This is a genomic window from Veillonella orientalis, assembly GCF_018406505.1.
Lineage (GTDB): Bacteria > Bacillota > Negativicutes > Veillonellales > Veillonellaceae > Veillonella > Veillonella nakazawae.
The window spans coordinates 151,657-172,194 of record NZ_AP022322.1 but is presented as its reverse complement, the minus strand read 5'-3'; the positions used below and the strand labels follow the sequence as shown (position 1 = coordinate 172,194).

Sequence of the window (20,538 nt, the reverse complement as noted above, 5' to 3'; positions counted from 1 at the left end):
CCTCAAACTATGTGCGTTTTTCTAGAGCAATTATAATAACTGTAGCGATGATCATGGCCATGCCAATTAGCCCTAATGCACTAAATTGGTTGCCTAACAAAGCCCATCCAAAGAAAGCTGCCGAAATCGGTTCAATAGATGACAAAATGGATCCTGGAACGGCACCTATTCTCTTAACACCTTCTAAATAAGCATTAAAGGATACAATGGTCCCCAAAAAGACAACATTGAAACAGCCAATAATAGTCCATACATCCCACATAGCATACGAATTTGGCTGATGAAATAAAATAGCAGCCACAATACCACTGAGAAGCATACCAAATCCTACAATCGGCAAGGTTCCATATTTATATAGTAAATCTACAGGAGAAACACTATATACAGCGACCCCTACAGCAGATAGAAGTCCCCATACGAGCACTGCCAGTGGGAATCCCTCCATAGAAAAGCCATCATTCCCCATCAAACAAATCGTACCTACTAAGGCTAGTATAACGGAAATAATTTCCCCTTTAGAGGGCCTTTTACCATAACGGGCAAGCATATAAATAATAATCATTGATGGCGCCAAGTATTGAAGCACCGTCGCAATACCAGCCCCAGCTAAAGCAATGGATTTAAAGTATGTATATTGGCATAAAGCCATGCCAAATACGCCAAAAACGATAAGGCCTACCGTATCTTTTAAACTACGAAAGACATGGAAGATAGAATTACCATATTTAAACCATGCATAGATAACAGTTAATAGTCCTGCTGTAATTAATCGCATGGTAACTAGCCATTCCAAATTCATATCCCTAAAGTTACTTAAGAACTGTACTGAAGCACCTGATACGCCCCATAAAACAGCTCCTAATAGGGTTAGTAAGACACCTATAATTTCATATCGCTTCATAGGATTAGTCGCCTAAGAGATCTACATGTACTTTTACAACAACCTTGCGAATTTTAATAGGCTTATCATTAACAGCTAATAGTGGTCTATGGATATCAGATGGGAAGAATACTGCATAATACCCTTCTGGACAGTGGATGTGTCCTTCATCAACAGATTCGTTTGGATAGAAATAGCAATCTCGTTCTGGATAGGATTCTAGCGGTTTAACAAGACCTTTATCTACGAAAAAGCCCATATTTTCTTCCCCATCTACCATGAATTGAATATCTACATAGTTGCGATGAGACTCAGGTTTTGTAATTTCAAACAATTTTGTTTCTACATCGTCTACATTGGCGTACATCATGTCCCCTTCAATGGCATGACGGCCACCTGGCAATGCTTTCAAATCTGTATTTTTTAAGAAATCTAAAGCTCGTACGATGGCTTTAGGATAGCCCATTTTTGTATAATCTGCAGTAATGCTAGAGAAAAACATATACGATCCTTTCCCGATATATGGAAATAACACCCGATACATAAGCAATTATATTATCTTAATGTTAGCACATATATACATAAAGGACTAGCAATTCTATGATTTCCACTGCATCTATACATACCAATGATTAGGTCCCTATATTCTCCGTTATCGATTAAGCCCATCCTAATCTATTTCAAATATAGTAAAAGCCCTCCATACGCTACATATATGGAGGGCTCGTGTAAAATACTATTCAAATTTATGACTTACGTCAATTGTTATGCTATTAAGTTGTTACGATATGCAATTATCTATTCAGTTGTAGTGATTCTAACTGTATTTGATACAGTACGTGGACATGTTCTTAACTTTATTCTTGAGTCTTACGAGCAGCGATAATTTCTTCCGCTTGCTTATGTGGAACCTCTTCATAAGTATAGAACTGACGGTTAAATACGCCTTGTCCTTGAGTGATAGAGCGCAATGCAGTTACATAGTCGGCCATTTCAGCCAATGGTACTTGTGCTTTAACAACAGAAATACCTGTTCTTTCACTTTGTTCCATGCCTAATACACGACCTCGACGGCTATTCAAATCACCCATGATGTCGCCCATGAAAGCATCTGGTGCAAACACGTTAACTTCATAGATTGGTTCTAATAGGACTGGTTTCGCCTTAGGAATTACATCCTTGATAGCTTGTGACGTAGCTACTTTAAATGCTAACTCTGAGGAGTCTACGCTATGGTAAGATCCATCCAAGAGTGTCACTTGCACGCCAATCATAGGATATCCCGCAATTAAGCCTTTATCTAGGGTTTCTTTGGCACCCTTTTCCACTGCTGGTATGTATTGTTTAGGTACAGCACCACCAAAGATTTTGTCTACGAATGCAAATTCGCTTCCATCGTATAATGGGTCCACTTGAATCTTAACGTGACCATATTGACCATGACCGCCACTTTGTTTCTTATATTTAGACTCGGTTTCAGCGGAGCCTTTAATTGTTTCGCGGTATGGAATATATGGAGTCACAAGTTTAGCTTGTACGCCATATTTACGATCCATTTTGTTGAGGATATGCTCGAGATGAACCTCGCCCATACAATCGATTTGTAGTTGACGGGCCTCAGCATTTTTCACTACTACGCAAGTAGGATCTTCTTCTGCTACTTTTAGAACAGCACTAGCTAATTTTTCCTCCTCACCTTTTTTCACAGGTTCTAATGCTACTGTGTATAGAGGTTGAGGGAAACGGATAGCGTCGTATGTCACTTTAAAGTCAGGAGCAGTTAATGTATCGCCAGTCTTAGCATTAGCCAATTTCGGTATCACTACGATATCGCCAGCTTTAGCGGTAGATACAGGGATTTGTTGCTTCCCGATAAGGGTAACCATCTTGCCCCATTTTTCTTCTACACCTTGGTTTACATCATAAAGGCGGTCGCCTTCTTTTAGTTCACCAGAGAAGATACGTACAAAGCTTTGTTTGCCTGCGAATGGGTCTAACAATGTTTTAAATACAAATGCAGTTAAAGGTTTATCTACATGTACTACACATTGTTCGCCGGTTTCCGCATCAGTTGCGGTCATCACTTTTTTAGTTGCATCCGGCATGTAACGGATCATACGATCCAATACTTGATCTAGGCCAATACGAGATGTGGCACTGCCACACATGATTGGGCACACACGGCCACTAATCATCCCTTCACGCAAGCCTTGGCGAATTTCCTCTAAGGATAATTCTTCGCCTTCTAAATATTTTTCCAACAATTCATCGCTACCTTCAGCCGCGGCTTCTACGGTCATTTCCCGAATTTCTTGAGCCTTTTCGATAAGGTGAGCTGGTACAGCAATCTCTGTTGGTTGGCCGTCCTTGTAAGTAAACGCAGTCATTTTTGCTACGTCTACGACGCCTTCAAAGTTGGCGCCTTCACCGATAGGAATCTGCAATGGCATAATGCCTTTGCCAAATAATTCCCGCATTCTTTCAATAGTACCGAAGAAATCGGCACCATCCACATCCATTTTATTGATAAATGCCATGCGTGGCATTTGTAATTCAACTGCATAATCCCATGCGCGAACTGTGTCAGTTTCTACACCAGATGTGGCGGATAGTACCATCAACATACCATCGCACGCACGCAAAGCGGCACGAACTTCACCATGGAATTCATTATAGCCTGGAGTATCTACGAAGTTAACCTTGTGGTCATGCCATTCACATGGAGCCATGCCCAATTGGATTGTTACGTTACGTTTAATTTCTTCAGGTTCAAAGTCCATAATATGTTTATTGTCTTGGCCTTTACCTACGAAATCAACCGCACCAGAGGTTAACAACAAAGATTCGACAAGAGCTGTTTTACCCGCACCATCGTGGGAAACAACAGCAACATTTCTAATTTTATCACTACTGTACTCTTTCATCGGAATCGCCTCCTTAATGGCAAATTACGGCTTTTGCTATTACATTTCGACACCCAAATAGAAAAGTCCTCTTTTTCCGAAAAAATTTATCAAAAAAAGAGGACTCTTTATTAATATTAATTTATAAATCAGTATTATCTACCCACTAAAGAGGCACAGCCACTAAGAAGTGCCATGAAAAGTGCCCAAATTATAGCGAAGATTATGGACGTTAAGATACTAGCAATGAATACTTTCATCTTCGTAAGCATTACTTGTGTTGCCATAAGTTCTAAGGATACCCAAATGGATATAACAAGTAAGGCTATTGTTCCTACAAAATAGATAACACCAGCAAAAGCTCTACTATCGGATGCTAGACCTAATATGCCCATTAAAACCAAGATTATCGTATAACCAATACTAAATAATAGTACCCCATACCCTTGTAGATACCAACTAACTTTCATAATCGCCTGTACATTGTCGGTACCACCCATCTTAGTGATAACCCAGTTATATACATAGGAACCGATGGCAACCATCACAAAGGACCAGCCGATACAAATAAGCCATGCAAAGATGAACATAAAGCTGGCACCGATACCGAGTAAATAGGTTAAACCAGTAAATTCATTATGAGGGAGAAATGGAATTAACATAGTCCCAAATAAAGCCAATATAATATATGGAATAGCCCATAAGAATACAGTGCCCCAGAAACCTTTTTTCAATGTACCAGACTGTACAACTTAATCAATACCGCCTTTAAAAGGACTCGCAAATAACCGCCAAAAATCAGAATACCATTTTGTCTCCATAATACACCTCATGTAATGGGGCCCCATCTATATATAGGTAAAACTACCCCAAAACTTATAATAGAATCAATGAATTAGCTACACAGAGAAAGCTAAAACTCTCCCGTCCGTTTACCGTAGTGTTTGGAGTCACCATTTTGCTTCCACCCAACGGTATCACCGATGGACATAACGCGGCGCGTTAAGCAGTCTTTACATTTATCTGCATTATCATCTACACAAGGTTTGTTATCATATAACAAATACTTTGCCCGATGTTCCGGAATGGTAATGATAGGCATCAATATATTGGCACCTGCAGCAAGGCCTTTTTCACGGCCCAGTTTATCCAAAGCTTGTAATGCAGTAGTAGCTGCAATATTGACATCTTTCAAGAATAAGCGGGTTAAAGCAATCATCTTAAGGCCTAATTGAATACGGCGCAATTTACCAGCTTCATCATCGATGCCCATCGCTAATGCTTCTTGGCCTAGGGGCGTATCATGATGTACCACATACGGACCCATGCCGATCATGTCGATATCCATATCACGATAGAATAAGATATCGTTCACTAAATCTTCCTCTGTTTGGCCCGGCAAACCAATCATGACACCTGTACCTACTTGGAAGCCTACACGACGCAAACGACGTAAGCATTCAACGCGCGTTTCAAAGGAGTGCAATTCATCTTGAGGATGAATTTTATGATACAGTTCTTTATTTGTTGTTTCAATGCGCAATAAATAACGGCTCGCACCGGCTTCACGCATGCGGCGGTACGCCTCTTCGCTTTGTTCCCCTACGCACATCGTAATGCCCAGGGAACCATCGCCAATGGCTTTAATATCGCGAATGAGATCTACTACATAATCGACGAATATATCATCACTGCGTTCACCAGATTGGAGTGTAATAGAGCCATATTCATGGTCATAGGCCCACTGTGCCATCTTAATGATGTCTTCACGATTCATATCAAAGCGTTCCGTCTTATCATTTTCACGACGGATACCGCAGTAATTACAGTTTTTGATGCATCGGTTCGAGAACTCAATGAGGCCCCGATAATACGCTACAGGCTGTACATATTTTGCCTTTACTTCATAAGCCTTTTTATATATTAACTGCAACTCGTCTTCATCAGTTACAGACATGAGAAATCGCAATTCTTCCTCGGTTAGCCATTCATCGCCAACGAGATCTTTAGCAAGAATATCTTGCACTTGCAAACAATCACTTCCTTTCATAACGAACCGTCATCGATTCGCTTGGTATAGTAATGGAATCTATGTCAGTGACACAGGTAAACCCATTCACTTCGCGCGGCAAATCCCGCACATGTTTCACTTGTCGAGTTAAACATTCGTGAGCCATCACACCGCGACTCATTTTTGAGGACGTACTCATCTGTTTAAATGCATCGCCTCGTAACTCCCAAAATTCAACGGTCACTACCTTTGGATGGTTTACCATTTTGGCATATTCTTTAGATGCTAGATTGAGAATCCAATCTTCCTTGTGAAAGTAGGCATCTACCGCTTCACGCCACGTGTCATATAAGTTAATGCCTATCTTATCGACCATATCGAGACGATAGTCTCTAACACCCATTGTTGGCTCTACAACGCCGTACAAGGCAGACATTACAACAAGATGGCTTTCACCGAAGACCTTAGCCTCATCAGATAGGTTGCCCCAATCCAAATATTTGAAAGCAATACCATCGTAGCTTTCACAAGCAAGCCCTACAGGATGAGACGCAAAATCTTGATAAAAATCAAAGAGAGCCTGCGCCTTATCATCCTTGAGTTTCAAAGCCTTACCAAGGGCCGCCACATCTAGGGACTGTACATGTTTTACAAGGTCTTGCGTAATGTGCGGTTGAAATTGACCGTCTTGAACCGCAGTATGTACTGCCCCATTATTGTCAACAGTAGTAATCGTTTTAGTCTTACTAGGAGAGAGGACGATTTTCATGGGATAATTCCGCCTTGATAGTTTCCTCTGTCAAATTGTCGATCAACTCAGGATTCCACAACATAAGAGGCACAGCCACTACATGGCTAGCTTTCATTTCTTTACATAAATTAATGCATTCTTTAAGGTAATCAGAATCTTCATCTACAAGATCGCATACGATAACAACGTGACGACCTTTTAAATTTACACCTTCGTAGTCGATGCTGCCAGCAGATACTGTAAGCATGCCAGTTTCTAGACGACCTTCGCTCATGTCGTTCAATCGAGACATTAGAACGTGTTCGAGCATAGTAGATACAGGTGTTACCACGCGACCAATGCCGATAAGAGCCTCAGGTTGGGCGTGAACAATAACTGTTTTCTTGCGTTTATCAGTTCTAAAATCAACGAGAGCTTTTTCTAAAGCGCCAAAGAACACGAATAATTGCCAAGGATCAAAAGAACCTGTTTGGAACATGTCGATAACAGAGCCATCCTCATCCATATTTAGGCGCGTTAATAATTCCTCTGCAATGTCGTTTACTACAACACTAAAATCAGATTGCATTGCATCTTGTACTTTTACTTCGTCTGCCATTAGGTCCTCCTAATTTCTATCTATTACACTGGTGAGGGAATGTTCCCTACAGGATTTATACTATCTTTAATTGTAACATATTTTACAGCCCACATGGTTATTCATGGATACACTTTTTACATAACAACTATACCAGTTATATGACAAAGTAATTCTAATAAAACAATGTTACATGATTAATGTAACTTTATGATTAATGTAACTTTATGATTTTTGAACATCTATTATACAAAAAAGACCGCTAACGCGGTCTTTTCCTATTACCCTACAATGAGTAGGTAAATATTCATAACAGTAACAACAATACCAATGCCCCATAATAGTACATTCGTATATTTATGGTTCGCATATTGCCCCATCACCTTACGGCTACTCGTCATATAGAGCTGCAAGAAAATTGTAATAGGTAGTTGCAAACTCAAAAACATTTGAGAGATCAACAATGCTTGGAATGAATCAGTAACAAATACAATCAACAGCAATGCCGGAATGTATGTTAAAGCCAAGCCTAATCGAGTATGGAAGTCTTTCATATCGTAAGACTCACCAAACATGCCGGCAAAGATACTCGCCCCTGCCATACCTGCCGTAGCAGACGATGCAAAGCCCGCAAAGAGCAATGCGATAGCAAAGATAGTACCTGCTGCAGGGCCAATGAGAGGTCGTAACAACTCCTCCGCCTGTTCAAGCTCGGTTACTTCAATGCCATGAGCAAAGAACACGGATGCCGCCAATAAGATCATGGCAGAGTTAATCATCCATCCAATACCCATAGATAATAGAGTGTCTAGAAATTCATAACGCAATTGGCGCTTCATTACAGAAGGATCTTGCGTGTTGAACTGGCGACTTTGGATAATTTCTGAGTGCAAGAACAAATTGTGAGGCATAATAACAGCCCCTAAGATACTCAAAATAACGAGCATCGATTCATTCGGAATCTTAGGATCTACCCACCCAATGCCTGCTGCCGCCCAGTCTACATTGACCATATTGACCTCAACGAGGTAGGCCAATGCAATAAGGGATACAAAACCTGCAATAATCCGCTCCAGTTTTCGATAGGAGTTTGTAATGAGCATAACAGTACATATAACGGCCGTTAATACACTACCTATCAGAAGCGGAATGCCAAAGAGCATTTTCAATGCAATAGCAGCGCCGATAAATTCAGCCAATGCCGTCGCCGCAGCTGCAATGCCCGCTGTACTCAACACAAATCGCGATACATAGGGAGGCAAGAATTCATAGGCACATTCTGATAAGCATTGGCCCCGTACAATGCCTAAATGAGCCACATTATGCTGCAATAAAATCAGCATAATCGTAGATAGTGTTACTACCCATAAAAGTTCGTAACCATAACTGGCCCCAGCCGCAAGATTAGCCGCCCAATTGCCAGGGTCGATAAACCCTACAGTTACGATAATGCCAGGCCCTATAAATTTAAAGACCTCGCTCACCTGGTGCTTACCATTTTGGTGAACAGTAAACAACTGTTTCTTTAAGAAATCAATCATTATAACTCCTTATAAAGGGTTATAGAGTAAAGGTCATCTCCGTTTGCATGCGAGCATCGGTTTTGGATTTACTATCCTTACCACCTGTATAACGGATGCGCACATTATTATTTACTTTAACGCGAGAATCATCAATTTTGAACTTCTTCATCTTTTCTTTGATTTGCTCATCAGTTAAAGCGCGCTCCTCTGGTTTTGCTACCTCATCATTAGCCGTATCTAAAGCATCTTGTTGAGATTTAGATACTTGGTATGTTTTACCAGATTTCTTAGCCTTTTCAGCACGCTTTTCGTCTAATTTTTGACGACGGTCTTGAGTAATTTTCTTATCGCGAGCAATCCGATAGTCCATCACATCACGCATATTTTCTTGGTAAATACGCAATGCATATTGACGATCGTTTTCATTCATTTGTTCACGTTTTGTTACTACCTCATCAATAAGAGGCATAAGCTCATCTTTTGTATAGCTTGTATTACCATCAAAAACAAAACCATGTGTATCTGTAATAGCACCGTGCTTAATTAGTGTTTGTAACGCTGTATACGTCCAATCACTTGGTGTAATTACACCTGTACTCACATGGTGTTGTACTTTGCTAGAGCTACTAACCGTTTCTACATCAGCACTCACACCGTCCATCATAGGACGTGCACTTGGAATAGCAATGCTTTCAGCATGAACGAAACCAACAGAGGCAACGAGACATAATGTACCGATGCCAACAGCGCGACGAAGTAAATGTATGTGACGTGTATATTTTGTATTCATAAGAGTCTCCTTAAAATTACATTTTGTACAATCTATTATATGAAACCCCTTGTCATACGTCAACTCTATAACCTTACACGCCTGTATACATCAATATTTACAAGACCTTAAACTCATTTGAGTTCTTACACATTAAGGTCCATACCTAGTAAATATTACAATAAACAAAAAGACCTCACATCGCGTGATGTGAGGTCTCAGCATGGCGGAGGATTAGGGATTCGAACCCTAGCGACGGTAACCCGCCCTAACGATTTAGCAAACCGTCCTCTTCAGCCTCTTGAGTAATCCTCCATGCTTTACTGGGTAATCATATCATACCCAATAAGGCATTGTCAATTGTATTATTTCAACATGGATTCGATGAACCAGATTTGTTTTACTACTATATTAAATATAGTATTCTATGTAGCCATCGGGAATTTTCTTTTCCTCCGACTTACCGTTATTAGTACGACGAGGTTTACGGACATACATATTTTCTGGATCTGTTTCAAAGATAACCATGTCTTTAGGGATATCATGTTTAATAACAAGATTACAACCGATTTTTGTGCGCGCACCAATGGTAATATCCCCTAAGATTTTTGTGCCTGTACCGATGAGCACTTCGTCTTCGATTGTTGGATGACGTTTTACCTGTTTAGAGGACATCCCCCCTAGTGTAACTTGGTGGAATAGTGTTACATTATCCCCTACGATGGCGGTTTCACCGATTACAACGCCCATACCATGGTCAATAAATAAACCGCGGCCAATCGTTGCCCCTGGGTGAATTTCAATGCCCGTTACGTGACGAGAATGTAATGCCACACGACGCGCCAAGGTTGGCCACCCCGCCTTATAGAGGCGGTGCGCAAAGAAATGCCAGAATAAGGCCGTAATATGTGGATACGTCCAAATAACCATCCACACACTTGTTGCGGCTGGGTCAGAATCCATTACGCGCTTAATATTATATTGAATTTTGCCCCATAATTCACGCAAACCTTGCATCATAGTGACTCCATCTCAAATAACTCTACTCATATAACATATAGTATACAACATATGTGGTCTGTATTCCTATACATATGATGTTTTATCTATGCGAAATCCGTTATTTTACATATTCGTTATTAGCAAAATCCAAGAGGGATAAATATTTTTCTACCCCATCTGGTGCAATAACCACTATATTCGCCTTTGGTTCTTCTCGTGCAATGCGCTTAGCTGCTACGATGGCTGCCCCCGCTGAAAGTCCAATAGAAACACCGCTTTCACGCATAAAGGTTTGTACTTCGCCAAAAGCTTCTTCATCACTTACAGTTTGTACGCCGTCCATCAAGCTTTGGTCGAAGTTCTCTGGAATGAAGCCCGCACCAATACCTTGAATTTTGTGAGGACCACCCTTGCCTTCTGTAATAGCCGGAGATCCTGTTGGTTCCACTGCGATAGATTTTAGATTCGGATTATGCTCTTTCAATCGTCTAGTAACACCTGTGAAAGTACCACCTGTACCGATACCTGCCACAAATACGTCTACATTGGGCACTTGTTCTACGATTTCAGCGCCCGTAGTACGGTAATGTATATCTGGATTCGCAGGATTTACAAATTGGCCTAAAGTAAACGCATTAGGATATTTTTCTAAGATTTCATTTGCTCGTTCAAGAGCGCCCTTCATGCCCGTTTCTTTTGGTGTTAAGATGAGCTGTGCACCGTACGCCTTAATAAGTTCACGACGTTCTTTACTCATGCTTTCAGGCATAATAATTACAGTTTTAATATGTAAGATAGCGCCCACCATGGCAAGAGCAATACCTGTATTGCCACTTGTAGCCTCTACGATGATGCTATCCTCGTGAAGGCGTCCTTTTTCCTTAGCATCTTGCAACATACCAAGTACTGCGCGATCTTTCACAGAACCGCCTACATTATATTTTTCAAGTTTTACATAAATATTGGTATTTGGTAATTGATATACCGGAGTTTTACCAATCAGTTCAGTTGTTTGATTTGTGACTATACTCATCTGATTCTCCTTTTGGTGATAGATGATAAAAATCGTCCTCAGGAACATCCCAAGGACGATATGAATTTCACCTTGTTATTCTCTATACACTGGATATAACCATTTGTGTATTCTCATAAATACAATCATACTCTATCACCTGCATCTATGCATTGTCAAGAGAATGAGAACCGCTTTTAAAGCCCTAAAAATATAGGAAATAACTAGGTTTATTTATAATTTTGTCAGTGTGTCTACCACCATACCCCAAGTAACAGGCACCATAATAATAACTAGCGCGAGTCCGATAAAGATGACTGTCCCTAGTATAACGGTAAGTCGCGGAACGATAGCTATCACGGTACTATTCGCTACATTATACGCCTTATCTATGTCATAGTGTAGCGCTACATAGCCCCACAGGAATCCTGCTATCACATATATCGCTACATAAGGGTCTAGTATGATATGCGTTGATGTCATCGTTTCAACATGCATTAACCGATTGATGACTGGTGAAAGTAGCACATTAGCAAGCATCGCTATAAGCTTGAACCATATAAGGCATATAATATAAGGCCACATAGTTCTCATGGTCATCCGCAACATGTAAATCAATCCTACAATAGCTAAGCCCAACCCGCCCTTTTCATGGGCCATGTACTGTTCCATCCAGGAAGGTTGTTCTTTACCTTGATGCAGTTGGTCATAGTGAAACGATAAGTTTCTTTCACCATGAGCCAAATCGACGAGACCTAACACTTGTAGCAACACTAGAACAAAGACGATAACAACGCCTATTTGGAAGCTTTCACTAAAGAATATAGCCATCGGATCAATAGCCAGCTCACGCAGAACAGATAGATTGCCATACACATCATAAAATACAGCATATAGGCCATTCGTTATGAGTACATCCACAATAAACAGGGTCAATATAAAAATAAGATACCCATTCCACCGAGTCCATCGACTCAGATGTGATAACTTCGTATGCTCCCCTACGATTATGGATGCAGGGTGTATAGACAAGATCACACCGATCATAAAAAACATTATGAACGATGTGACCATTGTTAAATATTCGTATGCCATATTAACGGTATGCTACGCGCTCAGGCTGCATATCATGGAAATGAAGGCGCTCTTTTGCCGTCTTTTCCCAATCTGTACCAGGCTTGCCGTAGTTTGCGTATGGATCGATGGACAAACCACCACGCGGCGTAAACTTGCCCCATACCTCGATGTACTTAGGATCCATCAACTTCAAAAGGTCTTTCATGATGATGTTGATGCAGTCCTCGTGAAAGTCCCCGTGATTGCGGAAACTAAATAGATATAATTTCAAAGACTTGGACTCTACCATTTTCTTATCTGGTACGTAAGAAATGTAAATGGTCGCAAAGTCTGGTTGACCTGTCATAGGGCACAAGCTTGTGAACTCAGGACAGTTAAATTTAACAAAGTAATCGTTATCAGGGTGCTTGTTATCAAACGCCTCTAACACCTGTGGTGCATAATCAGTTGGGTAATCGGTCTTGTGACCTAACATCGTTACCCCTTGTAACTCTTTTTCAGATCTGCCGGATGCCATAAGGAACCTCTTTCTATACATTCTAGAACTCTATAATTAGATATATTGAATAATTCATGTAACACTTAATTATAGCATATAAAAGAATACACAACTTATAGAGATAAACGATTTCAGACTATAGTTAAATGACCAGTCCATCCTACATCTCTAAATAAACTATCCTATCCCCATAATCTAGTTCAATTAGATTGCGCCCACATATAGATTGTATAAAATTAAAATTTATAATAAAATATTCATATACATTTGGTAAGGTTAATACATTCAGAGAAATATAACACCTTATGGAGGTCCCTTATGAAATTAAAACAGCTTATTTTATCTAGCATCGCTGTAGGTGCACTAGCTTTCACATTTGGCGCAGTACAACCTGCACAAGCAGCCATCGGCATGGAGAATCCAGGTCCAGCTATGAACCTTGAAAAACCAGCATCTGTTACCACTGCTCATCATATCAATGTAGATGGCAAGGTTGTTGAACCTATCAACGGTCAACAAAACGTAATCTATGTAGATGGTCAACCACTCGTAGCATTGCGCCAAGTATCTGAAGCTTTAGGCTATAAGGTAGCATGGGATGAGCCTACTAAAACAGCATTAGTAGACATGAATATCGCTACATTAGCTATCCAACCTGATTCTGCAGAGGTAGTGCGCCATGGCAAATTGAAGATTATCAACCTTGATACTTCTGAATCCTTCTTGCCTGCAGCTCGCAAGGTAGATGGTACTATCTTTGTAAAACCTCAAGTATTCAAATTATTATTGAACGATGTAAAAATTACAAAGGACGAAATCTTCATCGCCCCTCAACGCGCACAATTAGCATCTACTACAAATACAGAGGTAACTCACAAGAATGAACTCAACACATTCTTGCCACCATCTCAAAATGATGTAAAGAAAAAAGAAGATCCAAAGGCTACAGAAAAACCTCTTATTAAAATTAAGAAATCCTTAGCTAAAGATACTGTAACTACAGACGATCAAGCTCAATCTACAGACAAATCTGAATACCAACGTGCTAACGGATTAGATCGATAACCGAAATTAAGAGATTGTTGAGCAAGCTCTCAACGCATTAAAAAATTTATGCAAATAAAAAGGTCCCATACGGGACCTTTTTATTATATAGCATATATAGTTATCCGAAATTAGTTTTACTAAATTTGATGGCTATATTATCTGCCAAAACCATAACGGTTAAGAGCTGTATTACCATTACCATATATAGCCATAATCTTCGCCATGAAATAGTCAGCTACTGCTAGAGAGTATGCTGCAATATCATTGTAATCAGAGTATTTTGGTGCAACATTAGTCACAGTAATGTTTTCAATAGTAGTACTAGCTTTAGGAGTAGTCAATTTATTTGTAGTAGGTGCAGGATCTGTAACAGTTACTGTAGAACCCATGGCTGGATTAACATAACCTGTTGGAGTAGATACTGGTGGACGTTGGGAATCAGTATATTTGTAGCCATAAGAAGCGTCTGCTTGTTGTGGTGCTACTGTAACAGCGCCAAAAGCAAGTACAGCTGCGGCCAAAACGATAGAGAATTGTTTTGATGCTTTCATAAAAAACCTCCAAATAACACAAAAGTATTTTATCAAAAATTATGATAACGGAGATTTATTATAAACTATCTAAATAAACGCACAATGAAAGAGAGTTAATATCATTTATCTTTCATTTATCACTTTATTTTGATACCTTTGAAAGCATCTTTCACCTCATCCATTTGGCGTTTTACATCACCAACAGATTCTTTTACATCATCGGGAACCTTGATGCTATCTATACCTTTAGCTGACTCAGAGGCACGTTTACTATTTTCACCAGCTTGCTTCATCCCCGCTTTAATCCGGTCCATATTCTCATCGATCTCATCGAAGGATTCGTCGTAGAGGATAAAATTACTACCCCCATGGGATGTAATGTTGAGAGGCCCCATGGTGAGCTGCCCATTATCGATACGCAACGCATCTGTAGAAATAGTCGTAATATTCGTATTAACTGTCACATCACTAAAGGATAAATGACGTCCTTTATTGTGAAAGTTTCCTGTAATATTTTTAATAGGAATGAGCATATAATGGCCTTCACCAGACCAGAAATTTCCCCACACCTCCATGTCACGAGGCTGGCCCTCGCTTTTAAAGTTCAAATTAGCCGACACCGGTACAACAAATTCAGGTGTTTTAAGAGCCTCACTACTATCAAGGTCCTTTGCTATCCCTGTAATCGTATAAGCTCGAGTATCTAAGTTATATATGCCCTTTGCCTCTAGCTTTCCACCGTATACATTGGCATTTACATTTTCAAAGTTCAAAATGCCGTCTTGGTACGTTACATCGCCTACTACATTTTCAAAGGTAAGCGCAGGAATTCGTAAAACAGGCATCGTTACACGACCTTTAGCCAATGGACGATTAAAATCACCTGTTACTTTTGTCAGCAAGGTCATTGCATCGTGGATATTATCGCCAAAACCGAGTGATGATGGGTCCACACCCTTTACATCAAACTGCAAGTCTAACTGAGGCATGCGATGCTTTAATACATCCTTTAGATCAATACGACCTTTTAGTGTAAGACCATCACCAATGGCTGTGCCACCGAACTTCCCCGTTTCCATATCAATACGAATAGCACGGTTACTATCAAGATGTATCTTAGAATTCACGTTCCTCATTACATAGTGACGATTTTTCTGAAAGATTTCCAGCTGGTTATTTCTCAATGTAATCGTAAGATTTAAATGTTGACCGTTCCAATTAAAGTTACGAACCTTCTTGCCCAGTTCCTCCTGCCGCTCTTGAGTCGTCTTTTTAGGAGGTTTAGGTCGCGGCCCTACCTCATTGATTGGCTTGTTTACATCAGGTGAAGCAGGCACAAAGTCAAGACGGTTGTTATCGTCTAAATCGACTACAATGGTCGCATCATTTAGCTCGATTCCGTTTATAGCAGAGGCCTTAAAATTCCGTGTTATTACGTCCCACATATTAACGCGAATCTTTCCGTCTGGAACTGTGAGTAACTCTCGGCCTTCTGGATCCTTCCATACCAAGTCAGTAAAGGATAATGTCCCCCACGGTGTTGCAGTTAAACTCTCTACCGTTACAGTCCCTCTCATCATCGTTTGACGAGCCATTACCTCGTTAAAAATAACGCCCATCCCACGGCTTGCTATCGTAGCGAGCACAAAGACTATAATCGCTCCAATGGCAAGAAAAGTAGCAATACCTTTTAAGCCTTTCTTATACAATTGTTTATATTTTGTCCAATAGGAACGTATATAATGTTTCATAGCCTTATTATATCATGTTGAGGATGTGAGTTTTATTTTGATTGGTCTTGTAATATTACTACATTTAGATTGAAAAGGAGAGCCTATACCTTCTTCGCTCCAAAGCGAGCTAAGTCGCTTATCCGGTATAGGCTCTCCTTTTCATAACATTAGTTATAAAGATGTCCAATCAAAATAAAACTATTCTCTAAATGCTAATAATAAGGCTATGAAGTATTATCTAGAAAAGGGAAATAGAAAGGAGACGAGATTAAATCTCGTCTCTTTTCTATTTAAGAATTCAGTTGTTATGCTTCGTCATCGGTTACGGCTTTGGTACCTCTTGTGCCTGTTCGTATACGCATAGCGTCTTCTACATCGTATACAAAAATTTTACCATCCCCTACTTCACCTGTTTGCAATGTGTTTCGCGCTGTGTCCATTACAAGATCCACAGGCACATCACACACAACGGTTTCTACTTTTACCATAGGGATGAGATTCACATCGTATTGTTGGCCCCGATATACTTCGGTATGGCCCTTTTGTAGACCACAGCCAAAGACTTGTGATACTGTCATACCTTGAATACCAATCTTGTTTAAGGCCTCTTTTAAATCCTCTAGTTGCTCAGCACGAGCAATAATATCTACCTTTTTCATCCGTTTCATATATTTATCTCCTACAAGTACTATCTATCATTCACAAATCATAACAAGGACGTTTGATTGGACGAAATAAAACGACCTGAGCTTTTAAATTCAGATTGATTATAAGCGCCTTCTCCATGTTCACTAATATCAATACCTAGTGATTCAGAACCAATGCTAACACGCATGTCCATGAAAGCGCTAACGATTTTAAATAGTATAAATGTACCTACAATAGCAAATACATAGGCAATCACGAGTGAAAGCAATTGAGGACCTAACAAGAAACCACCATAGAACAACCCATTCGCCCCATCTGGATTAATAGTTGTGGTAGCCCATAAACCGGTAGCAATAGCGCCCCATGTACCGCCTACACCATGAATACCAAAGGCATCAAGAGAATCATCATAGCCAAGGCGATTTTTAATGATCGCTACCGCTAGGTAACATACGACTGCCCCAATAAAGCCAATAATAATGGCGGCCATAGGCGTTACAAAGCCTGCAGCTGGTGTAATAGCTACTAACCCAGACACCCCACCAGAGGCAGCCCCTAACACAGTAGGTTTACCGCGATGCATCATTTCTACTAGCACCCATCCTACAATACCAACAGCTGCAGAGATTTGTGTAGTTAACACTGCATTAGCCGCAAGGAAGCCTACGCCAAGAGCAGATCCTGCATTAAACCCAAACCAACCGAACCATAAAATAGCGGCCCCAAGAATTGTCATCGGCAAATGGTGAGGCAGCATAGGCATGCGTCCATAGCCGCGACGACGGCCTAGCAGCATACATAATGTCAAACCAGATACACCGGACAACACGTGAATCGCAAGCCCTCCGGCGAAGTCTAATGCGCCTAAATCGCTGAGGAATCCACCGCCCCAAATCCAATGGGCCATCGGATTATATACAAAGATAGACCATAGTAAAGCGAATATTACAAAGGGGGCAAAGCGCATACGCCCTGTAATAGAGCCACTCATGATGGCTGGCGTAATAACAGCAAACATGCATTGGAATGCTACAAAGGCAAGTTCAGGAATATGTGTATCACTTAAGACTGCTGTCTCCGCACCACCAAGGCCAAATTTACTAAAGTCGCCAATGATGCCATGTAGATCATCACCAAAAATCAATGTATAGCCTATCAAAATAAACTCAACAGAGATGACACCAATCAAAAAGAAGCTCTGCATGATCGTACCTAGCACATTTTTACTACGCGCCATCCCACCATAAAACAACGCTAAACCAGGTGTCATAAAGAATACTAAGGCAGTGCATAACAAGACCCATGCTGTGTTGCCCGTATCAATCATATTGACCATAAGAAACTCCTTTCCATACAAAAAGCGCCTTGCTCGCAGAAACTCTGCATGCAAGGCGCCGTTACCTAACTATTTTATTGTAGTAATATACATCACTACATACATCGTATATTAGATTATAATGTATGTCAACAAATTCTATAGAATTTTATTTTCAATCCCATAAATTTCTATGAAACATACTAATTATCTAAAAAAAGAGCACTCATAACGAGTGCTCTTTTAAATATTTAATAAAACAAGCTATTATGCTTTTGCTTCTTTACCGTATTTTACAAGGCTTTCAGCTTCGATTTCAGCTTGTGTACGATAATCTTGAGGAATATTGGACAAGCGAATCCAGCTGCGTACAGCTTCTACCAATACGATAAGGATCATGAGGAACATAGCAGCACTGAATGCTACTAGGATCCATTTACCAGCTGGGATATAGCTGTTAAATACGTTTTCAAAGTCCGCAGCGATAGCAACGATAGCCATAAGGATACAAGGAATACCTGTTACCCATGCATAACGTTTGCGGCCAAGTCGCATGATAACTGTAGTACCTACAGCTAATGTCATAGTACCTAATAATTGGTTAGATACGCCGAATAAAGGCCAGATAATACCGATGTTACCTTGTAGAACTAGGTAGCCCCACAAAATACAAATTAAAGCTGCACAACCATAAACGCCAGGAGCCCAATGTTGGTCGTTGAATTTAGGATGGAAATGACCTAATAATTCTTGAAGTAAGTAACGACCTACACGAGTACCAGCATCGATCAAAGTCATGATAAACAATGCTTCGAACATGATACAGAAGTGATACCAGTAACCTAGCAAGTGATCCATGTTAGGCAATCTGGAGAAGATATGAGCCATACCTACTGCAAGGGATACGGCGCCACCAGGACGGTGCATCAAATCTTCGCCAACCATCGCAGACAATGCTGGCAATTCATGAACTTGAAGGCCTAATGCTTTGAAGGATTCAACAGTGGAGTTGATTGCAAAGTAATCATCTGGATGCAATGCAGTTGCGGCAATCAACGCCATCATAGCGATGAAGCCTTCTGTTAACATTGCACCATAACCGATAGGCAAGATTTCTTTTTCATTAGTAAGCATTTTAGGTGTTGTACCTGTTGCGATAACAGTATGGAAACCAGATAACGCACCACATGCGATAGTAATGAAGATATAAGGGAATACAGAACCTTTCAATACAGGACCGCCACCCCAGATGTAAGGAGTTACAGCTGGCATTTGAATTTCAGGCATTACGATGATAATACCAAGAGCCAATGCGCCGATTGTACCGATTTTAAGGTATGTGGACAAGTAGTCACGAGGAGCAAGCAATAACCAAACTGGCAATGCTGCTGCAAAGAAACCATACACGGCAAGCATGATTTCGATGGTTTGCAAGTCATATGTAAACCAAGAAGCGTATTCACTAGCTGCTACGTTTGGACCGTAGATAATAGCTGCGAAGATCAACGCTACACCGATAATAGTTGCTTCTTGAATTTTACCAGGACGCAACCATTTCAAATAAATACCAATGAAAATAGCGATTGGAATTGTAGCAAATACGGAGAAGAAACCCCATGGGGAGTTATGCAATGCGTTAGCTACTACTACGGCCATACCAGCAAGGGTGATGATCAATAGGAACAATGTAGCTAGCATAGCACCGAAACCAGCGAATTTACTAATTTCTTCCCGTGCAATATCCGCAATAGATTTACCATCATAGCGAACGGATGCGAATAAGATAACCATGTCATGTACAGCGCCGGCTAATACAGAACCGATAAGGATCCATAATGCACCAGGTAAATACCCGAACTGGGCTGCGATAACAGGACCTACAAGAGGGCCTGCACCAGCAATCGCTGCAAAGTGATGACCAAATGTTACCCATTTGTTAGTTGGCACGTAATCGTGACCATCATTGTGGACCATAGCTGGCGTTGGACGATATTCATCCAATGTTAATACTTTCGCCGCTATGAAAGCCCCATAAAAGCGGTACGCTAAAATTAGAATACACGCGGAGGCTATAACTAAGTAAATACCATTCATAACCATATAAACACCTCCAATTGTCTTGTGTGACATGGTGTTATATAAAAATATCTGATAAATCTTTTGCACATCCATGCCACATTGGCTCTCAAAACTTTTAGTACTTACAATAATATTGTATATCTAAACATAGAAGTGTCAATTATCAATTTCTCATTTTA

General features: G+C 40.4%; 19 protein-coding genes and 1 tRNA gene. 1 reads left to right on the top strand and 19 read right to left on the bottom strand.

The genetic code is table 11. The features are described from left to right. Positions 1–7: 7 nt before the first annotated feature. The 14 genes from VEIS1202513_RS00710 to queF all read right to left on the bottom strand — a co-directional run bounded on the left by VEIS1202513_RS00710 (position 8) and on the right by queF (position 13,022). Positions 8–901: a DMT family transporter gene (locus tag VEIS1202513_RS00710; protein WP_213467538.1), complete on the bottom strand. Its 894-nt coding sequence runs from the start codon at positions 899–901 to the stop codon at positions 8–10. Positions 902–905: 4 nt separating this feature from the next. Next, on the bottom strand, positions 906–1,382 hold the full coding sequence (locus tag VEIS1202513_RS00705; protein ID WP_213467537.1) for a NanQ anomerase/TabA/YiaL family protein: 477 nt from the start codon (positions 1,380–1,382) through the stop codon (positions 906–908). Positions 1,383–1,737: 355 nt separating this feature from the next. Continuing rightward, positions 1,738–3,804, bottom strand: a complete 2,067-nt coding sequence (gene fusA, locus VEIS1202513_RS00700) for an elongation factor G (RefSeq protein WP_156719389.1) — start codon at positions 3,802–3,804, stop codon at positions 1,738–1,740. A 134-nt stretch (positions 3,805–3,938) separates the two neighbouring features. Beyond that, a complete protein-coding gene (locus VEIS1202513_RS00695; protein WP_244856277.1) occupies positions 3,939–4,517 on the bottom strand; it encodes a hypothetical protein in 579 nt (192 codons plus the stop codon). Positions 4,518–4,696: 179 nt separating this feature from the next. After that, positions 4,697–5,833, bottom strand: coding sequence for a [FeFe] hydrogenase H-cluster radical SAM maturase HydE (gene hydE / locus VEIS1202513_RS00690; protein ID WP_229025314.1), 1,137 nt, complete (start codon positions 5,831–5,833; stop codon positions 4,697–4,699). Then, the gene (locus VEIS1202513_RS00685; RefSeq protein WP_213467536.1) at positions 5,820–6,563 is read right to left on the bottom strand and encodes a YaaA family protein; all 744 of its coding nucleotides are present in this window, start codon (positions 6,561–6,563) and stop codon (positions 5,820–5,822) included. Before VEIS1202513_RS00685 ends, hydE begins: the two co-directional genes overlap by 14 nt. After that, a complete protein-coding gene (locus VEIS1202513_RS00680; RefSeq protein WP_213467535.1) occupies positions 6,541–7,143 on the bottom strand; it encodes a hypothetical protein in 603 nt (200 codons plus the stop codon). The genes VEIS1202513_RS00685 and VEIS1202513_RS00680 overlap by 23 nt, the downstream gene beginning before the upstream one ends. 260 nt (positions 7,144–7,403) lie before the next feature. Then, on the bottom strand, positions 7,404–8,663 hold the full coding sequence (locus VEIS1202513_RS00675) for an Nramp family divalent metal transporter (RefSeq protein WP_213467534.1): 1,260 nt from the start codon (positions 8,661–8,663) through the stop codon (positions 7,404–7,406). A gap of 19 nt (positions 8,664–8,682) precedes the next feature. Then, a complete protein-coding gene (locus tag VEIS1202513_RS00670; RefSeq protein WP_213467532.1) occupies positions 8,683–9,435 on the bottom strand; it encodes a hypothetical protein in 753 nt (250 codons plus the stop codon). Positions 9,436–9,638: 203 nt separating this feature from the next. Beyond that, a tRNA-Ser gene (locus tag VEIS1202513_RS00665) sits at positions 9,639–9,729 on the bottom strand. 96 nt (positions 9,730–9,825) lie between these two features. Further along, the gene (epsC, locus tag VEIS1202513_RS00660; RefSeq protein ID WP_213467531.1) at positions 9,826–10,434 is read right to left on the bottom strand and encodes a serine O-acetyltransferase EpsC; all 609 of its coding nucleotides are present in this window, start codon (positions 10,432–10,434) and stop codon (positions 9,826–9,828) included. Positions 10,435–10,534: 100 nt separating this feature from the next. Then, positions 10,535–11,449: a cysteine synthase A gene (gene cysK, locus VEIS1202513_RS00655; protein WP_155086845.1), complete on the bottom strand. Its 915-nt coding sequence runs from the start codon at positions 11,447–11,449 to the stop codon at positions 10,535–10,537. Between the two features lie 213 nt (positions 11,450–11,662). Beyond that, a complete protein-coding gene (locus VEIS1202513_RS00650) occupies positions 11,663–12,349 on the bottom strand; it encodes a hypothetical protein (RefSeq protein WP_244856274.1) in 687 nt (228 codons plus the stop codon). Between the two features lie 175 nt (positions 12,350–12,524). Continuing rightward, positions 12,525–13,022, bottom strand: coding sequence for a preQ(1) synthase (gene queF / locus VEIS1202513_RS00645; RefSeq protein ID WP_213467529.1), 498 nt, complete (start codon positions 13,020–13,022; stop codon positions 12,525–12,527). A 300-nt stretch (positions 13,023–13,322) separates the two neighbouring features. On the opposite strand from queF, the gene VEIS1202513_RS00640 reads away from it, so the two are divergent. After that, complete coding sequence (locus tag VEIS1202513_RS00640; RefSeq protein ID WP_213467528.1) at positions 13,323–14,069, top strand: stalk domain-containing protein; 747 nt, start codon at positions 13,323–13,325, stop codon at positions 14,067–14,069. 137 nt (positions 14,070–14,206) lie between these two features. Here VEIS1202513_RS00640 and VEIS1202513_RS00635 read toward each other — a convergent pair whose 3' ends face one another. The 5 genes from VEIS1202513_RS00635 to VEIS1202513_RS00615 form a co-directional block, all read right to left on the bottom strand. Next, positions 14,207–14,602: a hypothetical protein gene (locus VEIS1202513_RS00635; RefSeq protein ID WP_005387504.1), complete on the bottom strand. Its 396-nt coding sequence runs from the start codon at positions 14,600–14,602 to the stop codon at positions 14,207–14,209. A gap of 119 nt (positions 14,603–14,721) precedes the next feature. Continuing rightward, positions 14,722–16,335: an AsmA family protein gene (locus VEIS1202513_RS00630; protein ID WP_213467526.1), complete on the bottom strand. Its 1,614-nt coding sequence runs from the start codon at positions 16,333–16,335 to the stop codon at positions 14,722–14,724. A gap of 287 nt (positions 16,336–16,622) precedes the next feature. Continuing rightward, entirely contained in the window at positions 16,623–16,985 is a 363-nt protein-coding gene (locus tag VEIS1202513_RS00625) for a P-II family nitrogen regulator (RefSeq protein ID WP_105086369.1), read from the bottom strand. A gap of 38 nt (positions 16,986–17,023) precedes the next feature. Continuing rightward, on the bottom strand, positions 17,024–18,301 hold the full coding sequence (locus VEIS1202513_RS00620; RefSeq protein ID WP_305847107.1) for an ammonium transporter: 1,278 nt from the start codon (positions 18,299–18,301) through the stop codon (positions 17,024–17,026). Between the two features lie 246 nt (positions 18,302–18,547). Continuing rightward, on the bottom strand, positions 18,548–20,380 hold the full coding sequence (locus VEIS1202513_RS00615) for a carbon starvation CstA family protein (protein ID WP_105094545.1): 1,833 nt from the start codon (positions 20,378–20,380) through the stop codon (positions 18,548–18,550). Between the last annotated feature and the right edge of the window lie 158 nt (positions 20,381–20,538).

Coding starts and splice junctions, on each gene's coding strand:
- VEIS1202513_RS00615 (WP_105094545.1), bottom strand. CDS start 20,380: ATGGTTATGAATGGTATTTACTTAGTTATAGCCTCCGCGTGTATTCTA.
- VEIS1202513_RS00685 (WP_213467536.1), bottom strand. CDS start 6,563: ATGAAAATCGTCCTCTCTCCTAGTAAGACTAAAACGATTACTACTGTT.
- VEIS1202513_RS00675 (WP_213467534.1), bottom strand. CDS start 8,663: ATGATTGATTTCTTAAAGAAACAGTTGTTTACTGTTCACCAAAATGGT.
- fusA (WP_156719389.1), bottom strand. CDS start 3,804: ATGAAAGAGTACAGTAGTGATAAAATTAGAAATGTTGCTGTTGTTTCC.
- VEIS1202513_RS00705 (WP_213467537.1), bottom strand. CDS start 1,382: ATGTTTTTCTCTAGCATTACTGCAGATTATACAAAAATGGGCTATCCT.
- queF (WP_213467529.1), bottom strand. CDS start 13,022: ATGGCATCCGGCAGATCTGAAAAAGAGTTACAAGGGGTAACGATGTTA.
- hydE (WP_229025314.1), bottom strand. CDS start 5,833: ATGAAAGGAAGTGATTGTTTGCAAGTGCAAGATATTCTTGCTAAAGAT.
- VEIS1202513_RS00635 (WP_005387504.1), bottom strand. CDS start 14,602: ATGAAAGCATCAAAACAATTCTCTATCGTTTTGGCCGCAGCTGTACTT.
- VEIS1202513_RS00680 (WP_213467535.1), bottom strand. CDS start 7,143: ATGGCAGACGAAGTAAAAGTACAAGATGCAATGCAATCTGATTTTAGT.
- VEIS1202513_RS00710 (WP_213467538.1), bottom strand. CDS start 901: ATGAAGCGATATGAAATTATAGGTGTCTTACTAACCCTATTAGGAGCT.
- epsC (WP_213467531.1), bottom strand. CDS start 10,434: ATGATGCAAGGTTTGCGTGAATTATGGGGCAAAATTCAATATAATATT.
- VEIS1202513_RS00630 (WP_213467526.1), bottom strand. CDS start 16,335: ATGAAACATTATATACGTTCCTATTGGACAAAATATAAACAATTGTAT.
- VEIS1202513_RS00640 (WP_213467528.1), top strand. CDS start 13,323: ATGAAATTAAAACAGCTTATTTTATCTAGCATCGCTGTAGGTGCACTA.
- VEIS1202513_RS00620 (WP_305847107.1), bottom strand. CDS start 18,301: ATGGTCAATATGATTGATACGGGCAACACAGCATGGGTCTTGTTATGC.
- VEIS1202513_RS00625 (WP_105086369.1), bottom strand. CDS start 16,985: ATGAAACGGATGAAAAAGGTAGATATTATTGCTCGTGCTGAGCAACTA.
- VEIS1202513_RS00670 (WP_213467532.1), bottom strand. CDS start 9,435: ATGAATACAAAATATACACGTCACATACATTTACTTCGTCGCGCTGTT.
- cysK (WP_155086845.1), bottom strand. CDS start 11,449: ATGAGTATAGTCACAAATCAAACAACTGAACTGATTGGTAAAACTCCG.